We start from the raw sequence: 12,533 nt of genomic DNA on the forward strand, positions 1-12,533 counted from the left end.
TGGGAGGGTCCGACGATCGACCCGGAGGTGCACATGCCGAACCGATCCGTCCTCGTCCGCCTGGCGCGGACCGTTCTGCAGAACCCGAACGTGCAGCGCGGTGCCCGCCGACTCGCCGATTCCGCCATGCGTGCCGCGCAGCGTCGCCTGCTCGAGGCGCAGCGGGGCGGCACAGAGCCGCTCGGCGGTGACCAGAGTGCTCCCCACGGTGGCGGCCCGCACCGCGGCGGCCAGAGTGCCCGATCGACCGGGAGCGCCGGCACGGGACGTGCCTCGTCGGGAACCGCCGATGCGGTGGTCCACCGGGTGCTCGCCGACCGTGACGCGCGGGTCCCGGTGCGGTTGGAGTACGCGCCGCATGATGATGCGGCCGCGGACCCCGGGGAGATCGTGTGGTCGTGGGTGCCCTTCGAGGAGGATCCCGGCCGGGGCAAGGATCGCCCGGTGCTGGTGCTCGCCCGTGAGGAGGCGCGGCTCGGAGGCAGCGACGGCAGCGGTCAGGTGCTCGTGGCGCTGATGCTCACCAGCCGCGACCGCGGCAGCGGCGATCATGTCGACGAGCACGGGCACCGCTGGGTGGATATCGGCACCGGGGCATGGGACCGCCAGCGGCGCCCCTCGGAGGTGCGGATCGACCGGTTGTTGCGTCTGCCGGTGGAGGCCGTGCGGCGGGAGGGGGACCGGCTGGACCGCGCCCGGTACGAGCGCGTGGCGCGCGCCCTCATCCAGGAGCATGGCTGGCGGGTCTGACCGTGGGCCCGGATGGGACGCAGACCACCCCTGGTCACCGCGGGGCAGCCGGAGCTGTTCTGGTAGCCTGACCTGCTGTATGCGTGCATACCGACCGGTGTGCGCACTGGGCGGCTCCCTTCCGTGTCCGGGAGACCGCGTCCGGTGCGACCCGGGCGCGTGATCGGGGCGGCGACCCGGTCCCGACGTCTCCAGGCGAACCCCACCGCCGGTCCCCGTCGGGTCCCGCACCTCGGCCCCTCGACGACCCATCGACGCAGGACGGAAAGAGTTCCACGTGGCAAACATCAAGTCCCAGATCAAGCGGATCAAGACCAACGAGAAGGCCCGCCAGCGCAACAAGGCGTACAAGAGCGAGCTGAAGACCTACGTCCGCAAGGTCCGCACCGCCGTGGCCGCCGGTGACACCGCCGCCGCCGAGGAGTCGCTGAAGGCCGCCTCCCGCAAGCTGGACAAGGCCGTCTCCAAGGGCGTGATCCACAAGAACCAGGCCGCGAACCGCAAGTCCGGTCTCGCGAAGCTGGTCGCCAAGGCCAAGGCCTGATCCTCGACCTCTGCTCGGGCATCTGACCCGGCCCCGACAGCGCCCCGCACGGTTCACCGTGCGGGGCGCTGTCGCATGTGGTGACGTTCAGCGAGTGCGTCGGGAGCGCACGATCCGCTGGATCATCCGTTGCAGTGACCAGGCAGGATCCCGGCCCGCGCCCTTGATCTCATGGTCGGTCTGCGCGACGGCCTCCAGGGCGAGGGCGAGCCCCCGGTCGGACCAGGCGCGGGCATCGCGCTGCAGGTTGCGCACCATCCAGTCGGGCATGCCGAGGGTTGCGGCATTAGCCCCGGGGGCCCTGACCTTCGCCACGCCCCGCACTTTGGAGGCGACCGCCGCGACCAGCGGCACCGGGTCGACGCCGCCCAGGAGTGCCTGCTGCAGCAGCCGGGTGGCGTCGGACTCCCGCCCGGCGAGGGCGGCGTCGGCCACCGCGAAGGCGGTGGTCTCGACTCGCCCGGCGGTGACCGTACGGACGTCGTCGAGGTCGAGCGGCGGCGGAGTGGACCCGTCCTCGGGGGTGGTGTCCTCGAGCAGCTGCCGGGCGGTGGCGGCGAGCTCCGAGAGGTCGGAGCCGAAGGCGTCGACCAGGGCCGCAGCGGCCTCGGGCCGGATGCGCCGTGCCTGCCGGGTGAACTCCGCCATGACGAAGGTCTGTTTGTCAGCGGGGCGTTTCATCGGGTTGCACGGCACCCGGGGGATAGTCCGGTCCTTGCGCAGTGCGTCGAGGAGTTTCTTGGCGCGGTTGCCGCCGCGGTGGATCAGCACCAGGGTGACGTCGGGTTCCGGCGCGCTGCGGTAGGCGTCGATCTCAGTGATCAGCGGCTCGGGGGCGCTCTGCAGATCCGGGACGACGACGAACCGGGCCTCACCGAAGAGCGAGGGGCTGGTGACCGCGCTGAGCGCCCCTGCGGTGGCTCCCTCGGAGGTGATCTCGTGGAACGCGACCTCGGGGTCGCGGGTGCGGGCCAGCTCCTTCAGCCGTTCCAGGGCGCGCTGGGCCAGCAGCGACTCGCTGCCGTGCAGCAGCACGATCGGCGCCGGCGTCACGCTGTGCCATTCGACGTCGCTCATGCCCTCCCTCTCCTCAGTCCCCGCGGACCGCGCCGATCCTATCGGGGAGCGGTGACAGACCGAGGGGCCAGCAGATCCCCGCGCGGCAGCACCACGGTGCCGTGCTCGTCGGTGCGCACCACCCCGGCGCCGCTGCTGCGCAGCAGATCCAGGGTATGCGCGGTCGGGTGGCCGAAGCTGTTGTCCCGGCCGACACCGATCAGGGCGAGCCGCGGGGACAGCTGCCGGTAGAGCCCGGCATCCTGGCGTCGGGATCCGTGGTGGGCCACCTTCACCACGGCGGCGGGGCCGGGCTGCAGCTCGGCCAGGCGTCGCTGCGCCACGGGTTCGAGGTCCCCGAGGGCGACGATCCGCGGGCCGCCGTGCAGGCGGACATCCAGGACGACGGAGCAGTCGTTGGCGTCATCATCCTCTCCCCCACCTGTCTCGGCGGCGGACGCCGCCCGGGCCTGGGAGGCATCCGGGGGCCACAGCACCTCCACGGTCGCCTGTCCGAGGCGGGTGGCGTCCCCGCGCTGCACCGCCCGCACCGGCACCCCGGGCACGACGGCGCTGCGGGCCTCCGGCAGGGGGCAGACCCACTGTGCGGCAGGGATGCGTCCCCCGGTGAGGGCCGGGATCCCGCCGGTGTGGTCGGCGTGGGGGTGGGTGAGGACCAGCAGGTCGATGTTTTCCACCCGCAGGTGGTCCAGGCAGCGGCGCAGATTCTCCGGATCAGGTCCGGTGTCGATGAGGACGGTCGTGGTCGGTGCCGGGCGGATGAGCAGGGCGTCGCCCTGCCCGACGTCGCACAGTGCCACCTGCCAGTCCGGGGTGGGCCCCCAGGGGGTGCGCTGCAGCACCGGCACCGTCAGCTGGGCGACGAGCACGGCGGCGAGGAGCCACCTCACCGGCCGGCGGTGCCGCAGGGCCGCGGCGACGGCCAGGGCGAGAAGGACCCCGGTGGCGAGGAGGGCTCCGCGGGGCCCGTCGGGCAGGGGGATCCGGGCACCGGGGAGCTCTGCGGCCGCTCGGGCGATTCGGACGATCATCTCCGCGGCGCCCCCGGCGACCGTCGCGCAGCACCGCGCCGCGGCCGGCCACCAGGGCCCGAGCAGCACCGCCGCGACACCACCGAGGGTGGCGGGCAGCACCAGCGGTGCAACCAGAAGGTTCACCAGCACTGACCAGGCGGACATCTCCGGCGCCAGCAGCACCAGGACGGGGGTGCAGACCATCTGCGCCACCAGCGGCACCGCCACCGTGGCCGCGACCGAGCCGGGCAGGTGACTGCCGGTGAGATCACGCAGAAGACGTGCGGCCGGAGGCACGAGAAGCAGGATCGACGCCGTGGCGAGGGCGGACAGCACGAAACCGATGCCGGCGGCGGTGCCCGGATCGTGCAGGGCCCAGATCAGCACGGTCAGGGCGAGGCAGGCGGTGGCGTGGGCGCGGTGGCCGAGCGCCCGGGCCAGCAGGAGCGGTGCGGCCATGGTGGCGGCCCGTAGCACGCTCGGTTCCGGCCCGACGAGCACCACGTATCCGGTGACGGCGAGGGCACCGACCGCCAGTCGCGTCCGCCGCGGCACTCCGAGCAGAAGGAGCGGGCCCACGACGGCTCCGAGGATCAGGGCGATGTTCGCTCCGGAGACGGCCACGAGGTGGGAGATCCCGGAGCGGCGCATCGCCTCCTCGGTGTCCTGGCTCAGGCCGCGGGTGTCGCCGATGCTCATGCCTCTCACCAGGGCGGCGACGTCCGGCGGGAGATGCGCGGTGCTGCGCAGGGCATGGGCGCGCAGCACCGCACGGGGACCCGTCTCCCGCTGCACCGTCCGGGCCGAGCTGATCCGCAGTTCGCGGTAGGTGCCGTCGATGCGCAGGCTGCCGCGCACCTCGAGCACGTCCCCGGCGCGGGCTGCACCCAGGGGCATCCCGTCCGTGTCCCGCAGGATCACCCGGGTGCCCCGCGGCAGCATGACCTCGCGGGAGCCGATCCGCACGGGACCGCCTTCCAGCCGGGCGGTGGCGAGACGCCCTGCGGGGGCGGCCGCATCCTCCGTGGCCCATGCCGGGGGTGTGGCCGTTCGTGGTTCGCCCAGCAGTCGCACCTGCCCGGTGAGGATCGCCCCACGAGCGCCGGCGCCCTCGAGGGTCACGCGGGTCGCCGTCGTCGTCTGCACGGACGGCAGCAGCGGCACCGTGAGCACGAGCAGCAGGGCACCGTGGCGCAGGAGGGCCCGTCGCAGGCCACGATCGGGCACCAGCAGGCCGATGATCCCGGCGGTGGCGAGGACCGCCGCGATCACCGCTGCGGCACCCCGCACCCCGGTGTGGGATCCGGTGATGGCCGCCGCCCACACCACGCCCGCCGCGGGCAGCAGTCGCAGCTCCGGACCCCGTCGACGGGTGTCCCTCCCCGCGGTGGTGGCCGGGCCGGTCACACCGTGACCCGGTCCCGCAGGTCGGCGAGGATCGCCGGCCCGATGCCGGAGACCTCATCGAGCTGGTCCACGGAGGTGAAGGGCCCGTTGGTGGTGCGGTGGTCGATGATGCGCTGCGCCAGGGCGGGGCCGATGCCCGGCAGTTCCTCCAACGCGGCGGCATCGGCCGTGTTGACGTTCACCCGTGACGATCCCGAGCCGTCCACCTCCCCGCCGCCGGTGCCCGACTCCGGTGACGTGCCGACATCGTGGCCGGTCCCCGCGCCCGGTGCGGAGCTCGGCCCGGCGGGCCCGGAGGCCGTGAGGGGAGGCTCCTCCCCCGGCCGCGGCACGTGCACCTGCTCCCCGTCGACGACCGGCCGGGCCAGGTTCACCTGCTGCAGGTCCGCCTCCGTCGTGGTGCCCCCGGCGGCGTCGACCGCGTCAGCGACCCGCGCCCCGGGACTGAGACGGACGATGCCCGGGGTGGCTACGGCCCCGGTGACGTGCACGATCAGCGGACCCGGCGCCGGTTCCGTCGCACCGGGGTCGGCGGGGACGGGCACGGGGGGTGCCGGCGGTGCGGACGCTCCCGGTGGCGATGTTCCCGCGGGCGCCGCCTCCGAGGAGGACGGCGTCACCGCCCCGCCGGCGATCTCCTCAGCGCGGGCGCTCTCCGTGGCCGCGGCCGATGGCGGCTGGTCCAGACCGAGGTCGGCCGGCGGCAGGGCGGTCCCGGCGGTCGCCAGGTGCACGGCACCGCCCGCGACGACCAGCAGCACGGCCACGCCGCCGATGCTCCCGGCGCTGGGGCGGGGGATGTCCTGCCACCACGGTCTGCGCACGGTCTCCCGGTGATCGCGCACCTCCACCAGGGGTTCCGCCTCCGGGGCGGGTGCCGTGTCCACGGCGGCGCGGTGGCGTGGCCCGACGCGACGGCCGGGGGGAACGGGGCTGAGTCGACTCATGCCCCGGACGCTAGGCGCCTCCCGCACCACGCGCGCGGCCCCGTCGTCGCGCTGGGGATACCCGGCCCCTGGGGAGGAAACGCAGCGGGAGTCGGGCTCGGATCAGTGGATCAGAGCATTCCCCACCAGGCGAGGAAACGTCGGCCGAAGATCACGGCGATCACCAGGATCACCAGCAGGTACCACAGCAGGGTGCACACCACCCAGTGCCGCAGCACGCGGGCCACCGGGGCGGGTAGGCGCAGCTGCCCGTCCTCGATCGCGTGGGCGAGATTCACGAAGAACATCGGGGCGGTGGCGGTCCACACCACCATGCACCAGAGGCAGAGCTTGCCCAGGATGAAGATCGCGTTGATCGCGAGCCAGTGCACGAAGGCGAAGGCGAACGTGGTGCCCCCCAGGGACGCCCAGCGGAACCAGCGCGGCAACACCGCCCGGGACAGCAGCAGCGAGCCCACCGCACCCATGATCGCGAAACCGCCGAGGCCCACCGCCATGTTCGGGATGTAGAAGGTGTTCGCCTGCCAGGACTGCATCACGCCGCCGCAGGAGACGAACGGGCTGATGTCGCAACTGAGTTTCGCCCCGGGGTTCGCCGCCAGGAACAGCCGCTCCATGAACAGGATGACGGAGGCGATCCAGCCGACCAGCGACCCGATCACCAGCACCGCTCCGGTCAGCCGGTCGGGGGCGCGGCGGCGGGCGCGACGCTCCGCGGCGAGCTCGGCGTCAATCTCGGCGCGCAGAGCCTCCTCCTCAGCGGGGTCGAGAACATCGACCTCATCCACGGCGACGGCTCCGCCGCCCGGTCCAGCGGGGGCTCCCGACGGGTCGACAGCGGCAGTGGTCCGCACCGGGCTGTCCGGGTCGCGGGGATCGGGGCTCATGGTCTGCTCCTCGGAGCGCAGTGACGGGGGGTGGTGGCGGCAGGGCCGGATCCCGGTCCGCGCCGCATCCCAGTATCACAGGTCACGGGGCCCGGTGGGGGCTCCGAGAGTCCTCACCCTCGCGAGGAGACCGGGTGGGCACGGTACCAGTCGGCCACCCGGGCGAATCCTTCGTCGAGGCTGACCGCAGGGGTCCACTGCAGCCGCTCCCGGGTGGTGCGCTGGTCGAACCAGTGGGCGGTCGACAGCTGCTCGGCGAGGAACTCCGTCATCGGTGGTTCCTTCTCCCCAGGCAGGGCGGCGACGACGTTCTCGATCACCCGCCCGGCCAGGCGGGCGACCGACCCGGGGACCTTCCACCGGGGGCGCGGCACCCCGGCGGCATCGCACCAGCCTCCGAGCACGTCCCGGACGGTCCGGGGCTCACCGTTGGTCACCACGAAGCTCTCCCCGTGGACCTCGTCGAGGCGGTCGAGCGCGGCGACGATGGCGTCGGCCGCGTTGGTGACGTAGGTGGTGTCGATGAGGGCGAGTCCGTCGTCGAGCAGTGGCAGGCGCCCGGCGGCGGAGCGTTCCACGATCCGCCCGACGAGCTGCGTGTCACCCGGTCCCCACACCACGTGGGGGCGGATGGAGGTGACGAGCAGTCCGTGCTGACCGTCGGCCGCCATGGCCAGCTGTTCCGCGGCGGCCTTGGTGCGGGCGTAGGGGCCGCGGGCGCGCTGCGGGTCAGGCGGCGTGGCACCGAGGCCGACGATGGCGCGGCCCAGGTGCGCCACCGAGGGGGAGGAGATGTTCACCAGCCGGCCGCCGCCCTGCGCCTGCAGGGCCTCCACCAGGGTGCGGGTGCCGTCGATGTTGACGCGGGCGAAGTCCGCCTCGGTGCCGGCGATCCCGACCTTCGCCGCGAGGTGGATGACCGCGTCGGCCCCCTCGACCGCGCGGCGCACCGCCGCGGGGTCGGTGAGGGAGCCGGTGATGTCGCGCGTGCCGGGGATGCCGGCAGGTCGGCGCTGGAACGTCAGCACCTGCTCGCCACGGTCCCTCAGGGTCTCCGCGACGGTGCGTCCGAGCATCCCGGAGGCGCCGGTCACCAGCACGGTCACAGCGGCACCACCCGCCCGGCGAGGCTGTCCTCGGCCCAGCGTGACAGGCGCGCCCGGTCGATCTTCGAGTTGTGACGCACGTCGGTGGGCAGGGTGCGGGTGGTGAACACGGCGACGACGTCATGACCGGTCGCCTCCCGCACCGCCCGCCGGACGGCCTCCTGCAGGGCGGTCGAGGCGGCTCGCGGCCGCGTCGGGGTCCCGGGCCGTGCCTCCTCGACGGTCTCGACGACGACCACCAGCTGCTGGGTGCCGCGGGGGCCCACCGCGGCGGCTCCGGCCCGGCGCACCGTCGGCACGCTCTCGGCGGCCGATTCGACCCGCACCGGGGTGAGCAGCCCGTCGGCAGCGGCGATCACGTGGGCCACGCGGCCCTCCACCCACAGGCGGCCATCGGCATCGAGGTGCCCGACGTCCCCGGTGGCATGCCATCCCGGCACCCGGGACGATTCGCGGGTGGTGCCCCACAGCATGAGGTAGCGGTCACGCACGTGTGGCGCCTGCACCAGGATCTCGCCGACCACGCCGGGGCGGTCGGTGGGCTCCCCCGCGGGGCGTCCGCTGTCGTCCAGGGGCTGGATCGCCACCCGCACGCGCGGCACCGGCCGCCCGACGACGACGCCGTCGCCCTCCCCGGCGGCGCGGATGCCGTCGAGGTCGATGGCGGTCACCGCGAGGCACTCCGTCATCCCATACGGAGTGAGGGCCCGGGCGTTCGGCAGGACATCCCGCAGCTCCTCCAACAGGTGCGCGGGAATCGGCGCCCCGGCGGAGAAGAAGCTCGGAACCCGGGCGAGGACCTCCCGCTGGTGGTCGCTGAGCGGACCGGCGGTGGCGATGATGTTGCGCAGCGCCGCGGGGGCGGTGAACACCGCGGGCGCACCCAGGGTCTCGACGGCGTCGGCCAGGGCCGCGGCGGTGAGCTCCCCGGGCCGGGTGACATCCATGTCGGGCACCACCGACGGCGCGCCGAGGGCCGGGCCGAGCAGCGCGAAGGGCGCGAACCCGGCGACGAGCCCGCGTTCCGGCTGCAGCCCGAGGGTGTCACCGACAGCGGCGAACATGGCCCCCATCTGGCGGTGGGTGTACACGGCGCCCTTCGCCGGCCCGGTCGAGCCGGAGGTGAACAGCACGGCGGCATCGGCGTCCTGATCTGGCCAGGGCTGGTCGAGCGGGGCCCCGAGCTCCCGCATGCGGCGACCCTCCGCGGCGAGCTGCGCGATGCTGGTGTCGACGCCGAGGACGCGCCGGTCGATCGTCGGCAGCTGCGCGACGGAGATCCGTCGGCCCGGCCAGCCGAGGGTCCGGGCCGCGGCCAGCGCCTTCGGGATGCCGATGATGTGGTCGGGGTGGGAGCCGATGACGGCGCGGGTGAGTCCCTCGACGCCGAGGCCGGCGTCGGCGATCACCGCGACCGCACCGATCCGCAGGCTGGCGTACAGCACGGCGGTGAGGTCCGCCCCCGGCGGCACGAGGATGCTGAGACGCTGGCCGGGGCGGATGCCGTGGGCGAGCATCCCGGCGGCGAGATCCTCGACGCGGGTGGCCAGCTGGCCCCAGCTGATGGTGCGTCCGGGACCGGTGCCGGTCATCTCCACCACGGCGGGTTCATGGCGGTGCAGCGGATCCGCGGCGTGGCGGATGATCGCCTCCCCCAGGTGCATCGGCGGGGCCTGCTCGGCGGCGTCGGACACCGCACGATGCTGCGGTCGCTCGGCGTGCTGCGGGTCCTCCCCGAAGGTGTCGCGCAGCCAGTCGGCGACCAGGGCGGCGACGGGCCGGTCCTCCCACACCAGGTGGGAGGCGCCCTCGTAGCGGTGCACGTCGGCATGCGGCACCCGGTCCAGCAGGTCGCGCAGGAAACGATCGGAGAAGGTGACGTCCTTCGGCCCCCACACCATGAGGGTCGGCACGTCCAGGCCGCGCAGGTCCTCGGCCACGCGGTCCATGGTGGCGCGGCTGGGGTGGTCGGCGGCGGCGGGGATGTCCGCCACGAAGGCCTCGATGCCGCGGCGACGTGCCCGGACGCGATACGGCGCCAGGTACGCCTCCCGCACCTCCGGGGTGAGCTGCGGGTGCAGTGCGAGGGTGGTGCGCAGGAATGCGTCGCTGATCGACGTGGTGGCGGGCAGCACCGCGGGGCTCGTCGCCAGCTGCAGGGCGGCGGGGAGCTTCTGGTCGAGCTCCTGGTGCACCCCCGTGTTGGTGAGGACCATGCCGACGACGTCGTGGCGGTTGTCCAGCGCCCAGCCGACGGAGACCAGACCGCCCCAGTCATGACCGATGGTCACGATCGGCCCGTGCAGGGAGAGGGCGTCGGTGAGCATCGACAGGTCGGTGATGCGGTCCTGCAGGCGGCGGGTGATACCGGTGCGCTCCGACCAGCCCATCTCCAGCTGGTCCACGGCGATGACCCGCCACGGCAGATCCTGCGTGAACAGGGAGCGGAACAGGAACGAGAACGTCGGGTTGCCATGCACCGCGAGGATCGTGCCGACCGGCCGGATGCCGCGCTCCGCGAGCAGCGGGGCGGAGTCCAGCAGGTGCCAGCGGCGGCGCTCACCGGTGTGGTCGCGCACCTCGATCCGTCGCGAGAGCCTCGGGTCGACCCCCGGCAGCGCAGGGACCTCGGTGCCGTCGTCGGAGCGGCGATTCACCACGTGACCTCCATGAAGGCGGTGTTGAGTCCGGAACCGACACCCAGCAGCAGCACCCGGTCGCCGCGCTGGATGTTCGGCTGATGCTTGGCGAGGGTCATGGGCACGGCCTCCGCGGCGACGTTCCCCCAGTCGGGGAAGGTCACCGGGATCTTCTCCATGCCCACACCGCTGATCTTCGCGAAGTTGCGGGTGTACACCATGGAGACCTGGTGGGGGATGCAGTGGTCGACGGAGCGCAGATCGGCGCCGCCCTCGTTCGCGGCCCGCCAGGTGTCCATGATCAGGGAGATGCCGTTCTCCAGCAGCCCCTCGGAGTCGGTGCGCATGTCGTGCATGTTGCCGATGCACAGCTCGTGGTGCTCTGTGCCGGCACGGGCATGGGTGCGCACCAGGCGGTGGCCCTCGGGGTGGCGGTCGGCGGGGCCGAGCACCGCCGCGGCGGCACCGGAGCCGAGGGTGAGGGAGGCGAACTGGTTGTTGAAATCGGCCCGGGTGGCGCCCTTGGAGTTGAGACGCTCGATAGTGCCGCGCTGCACGCGCTCGACGTCCTCGGCACCGACGACCAGGGCGTACTCGATCTGCCCGGTGTCGATCATGCCGGCGGCCATCGTCATGGCGTTGACGAAGCCGAGGCAGGCGTTGGTGATGTCGAAGTCCATCGCGGAGATCGGCAGCCCGAGCGCATGGTGGACGCTGGTGGCGACGGCCGGTTCGAGGTTCTGCCGCGACACCGAGGCGTTGATGATCAGGCCCACCTGGTCGCGGGTGATCCCGGCGTGGGCGAGGGCCCGCTCGGCGGCCAGGACGATGCCCTGGCGCCAACCGTTCTCCGGGTCACGCCACCAGCGCCGCTCGTACACCCCCGCCACGCGCTGCAGCACGCCCTTGGGCAGACGCAGCCGACGCCGCGCGGGGGCGAGCATCTCGTCGATCTCGTCGGAGGTCACGGGAACCTGCGCCTCGGTGGCCTCGACGGCGAGCAGCGCCGTGTTGCGATGCTGGATGGTGGTGTTGCCGTTCACGCCTCGCCTCGTCCGTCCTTCTGTGGGCGTAGTGATGTCTCCCCGGGCACGGGGGTCCCATTGTCCCACCGGTCACCTGACCGATGCCCGAGCAGGTGGTGGCCGCCACGCCGGTGCGCCCCCCGACTCGGCTCGCCATCCGGCCCCGGGGCGCCTCTCGGCGCGCGCGGTCACCGGGCCTCGGGGATCTCCAGGTGGTGCCCGAGGTGGTGGCGGGCGAAGAGCAGGCACTGGCGCAGGGTCTCCCGCCGCTTCTCCTCGGAGCCGCTGGTGCTCACCTCCAGCAGCACGGAGCCGCCCCAGCCGCGGTTCGCGAGCCGACGCAGCACCTCCGCGCAGGGCTGGTTCCCCTCCCCCGGCGGCAGGTGTTCGTCCTTGGTGGTGGTACCGCTGCCGTCGGCCAGATGCAGGTGGGTGAGCCGGTCCCCCAGGCGGTCGATCATCGCGAGGGCGTCATCCCCGGCGGTGGCCGCATGGGAGAGGTCCACGGTCACGTGGGCGTAGTCCTCGTCGGTGGGGTCATGATCGGGCAGGTAGATCATCGCCTCGCGCACCCCCAGCCGCCATGGGTACATGTTCTCCACGGCGATCGCCACACCGCTCTCCCGTTCAAGCCGCGCGACGCCGTCGACGAACTCACGGGCGTAGCTGCCCTGCCAGCGGAACGGCGGATGCGCCACGACCGTCGGGACGCCGAGCTCCTGAGCCAGCTCCACGGTGCGGGTGATCTTCGGCCACGGCGACAGGCCCCACACGCTCTGCAGGAAGAACAGCGTGGGGGCGTGCAGAGACAGGATCGGCTGCTCGTAGCGCTGGGAATACTCCCGCAGGGTGGCGGCGTCGCGGGTGTCCTTCGGCACCGACACCATCACCTCGACACCGTCGTACCCGAGCTCCGCGCTGATCCGGAAGCAGTGCTCGAGCCCGAGGGGGAAGACGGAGGAGGAGCTGAGGCCGACGGGGATGCGACGCGTCGGTTCCTGATCGCTGCGGGGATCGCCCGCGGCCAGGCGCCGGCTGAGGGCCTCCCGCCCGCTGCGGTGAGCGCTGCTGGGTCGGGTCAGGGGCTTGCGCTGCCCGCTCGGGCGGGCGCCGTCACCCGACGGAGAACTCACGGCAC

At 73.4% G+C, this 12,533-nt stretch carries 10 protein-coding genes; 2 read left to right on the forward strand and 8 right to left on the reverse strand.

The genetic code is table 11. The annotated features are described in order from the left end of the window. The first annotated feature begins 33 nt into the window (after window positions 1-33). A complete protein-coding gene (locus tag JSY14_RS01645; RefSeq protein ID WP_259557018.1) occupies window positions 34-750 on the forward strand; it encodes a type II toxin-antitoxin system PemK/MazF family toxin in 717 nt (238 codons plus the stop codon). Between the two features lie 277 nt (window positions 751-1,027). Further along, a complete protein-coding gene (gene rpsT / locus JSY14_RS01650; RefSeq protein ID WP_259557019.1) occupies window positions 1,028-1,294 on the forward strand; it encodes a 30S ribosomal protein S20 in 267 nt (88 codons plus the stop codon). 87 nt (window positions 1,295-1,381) lie between these two features. Here rpsT and holA read toward each other — a convergent pair whose 3' ends face one another. The 8 genes from holA to JSY14_RS01690 all read right to left on the reverse strand — a co-directional run bounded on the left by holA (window position 1,382) and on the right by JSY14_RS01690 (window position 12,528). Then, window positions 1,382-2,371 carry a DNA polymerase III subunit delta gene (gene holA, locus JSY14_RS01655; protein ID WP_259557020.1) on the reverse strand — a complete coding sequence of 330 codons (990 nt, stop codon included), beginning with the start codon at window positions 2,369-2,371 and terminating at the stop codon, window positions 1,382-1,384. 38 nt (window positions 2,372-2,409) lie between these two features. Next, window positions 2,410-4,791 (reverse strand): ComEC/Rec2 family competence protein, encoded by a 2,382-nt coding sequence (locus tag JSY14_RS01660; protein WP_259557021.1) that lies wholly within the window; start codon window positions 4,789-4,791, stop codon window positions 2,410-2,412. Beyond that, on the reverse strand, window positions 4,788-5,738 hold the full coding sequence (locus JSY14_RS01665) for a ComEA family DNA-binding protein (RefSeq protein ID WP_259557022.1): 951 nt from the start codon (window positions 5,736-5,738) through the stop codon (window positions 4,788-4,790). Before JSY14_RS01665 ends, JSY14_RS01660 begins: the two co-directional genes overlap by 4 nt. A gap of 110 nt (window positions 5,739-5,848) precedes the next feature. Then, complete coding sequence (locus JSY14_RS01670) at window positions 5,849-6,625, reverse strand: vitamin K epoxide reductase family protein (RefSeq protein WP_259557023.1); 777 nt, start codon at window positions 6,623-6,625, stop codon at window positions 5,849-5,851. Between the two features lie 113 nt (window positions 6,626-6,738). Beyond that, window positions 6,739-7,731 (reverse strand): NAD-dependent epimerase/dehydratase family protein, encoded by a 993-nt coding sequence (locus JSY14_RS01675; protein ID WP_259557024.1) that lies wholly within the window; start codon window positions 7,729-7,731, stop codon window positions 6,739-6,741. After that, window positions 7,728-10,388 (reverse strand): alpha/beta fold hydrolase, encoded by a 2,661-nt coding sequence (locus JSY14_RS01680; RefSeq protein WP_259557025.1) that lies wholly within the window; start codon window positions 10,386-10,388, stop codon window positions 7,728-7,730. The genes JSY14_RS01675 and JSY14_RS01680 overlap by 4 nt, the downstream gene beginning before the upstream one ends. Next, window positions 10,385-11,413 carry a 3-oxoacyl-ACP synthase III gene (locus JSY14_RS01685; RefSeq protein WP_259557026.1) on the reverse strand — a complete coding sequence of 343 codons (1,029 nt, stop codon included), beginning with the start codon at window positions 11,411-11,413 and terminating at the stop codon, window positions 10,385-10,387. Before JSY14_RS01685 ends, JSY14_RS01680 begins: the two co-directional genes overlap by 4 nt. A gap of 170 nt (window positions 11,414-11,583) precedes the next feature. Further along, a complete protein-coding gene (locus JSY14_RS01690) occupies window positions 11,584-12,528 on the reverse strand; it encodes a sugar phosphate isomerase/epimerase family protein (RefSeq protein WP_259557027.1) in 945 nt (314 codons plus the stop codon). Window positions 12,529-12,533 lie beyond the last annotated feature (5 nt).

The sequence above is a fragment of the Brachybacterium sillae genome, from assembly GCF_025028335.1.
GTDB lineage: Bacteria > Actinomycetota > Actinomycetes > Actinomycetales > Dermabacteraceae > Brachybacterium > Brachybacterium sillae.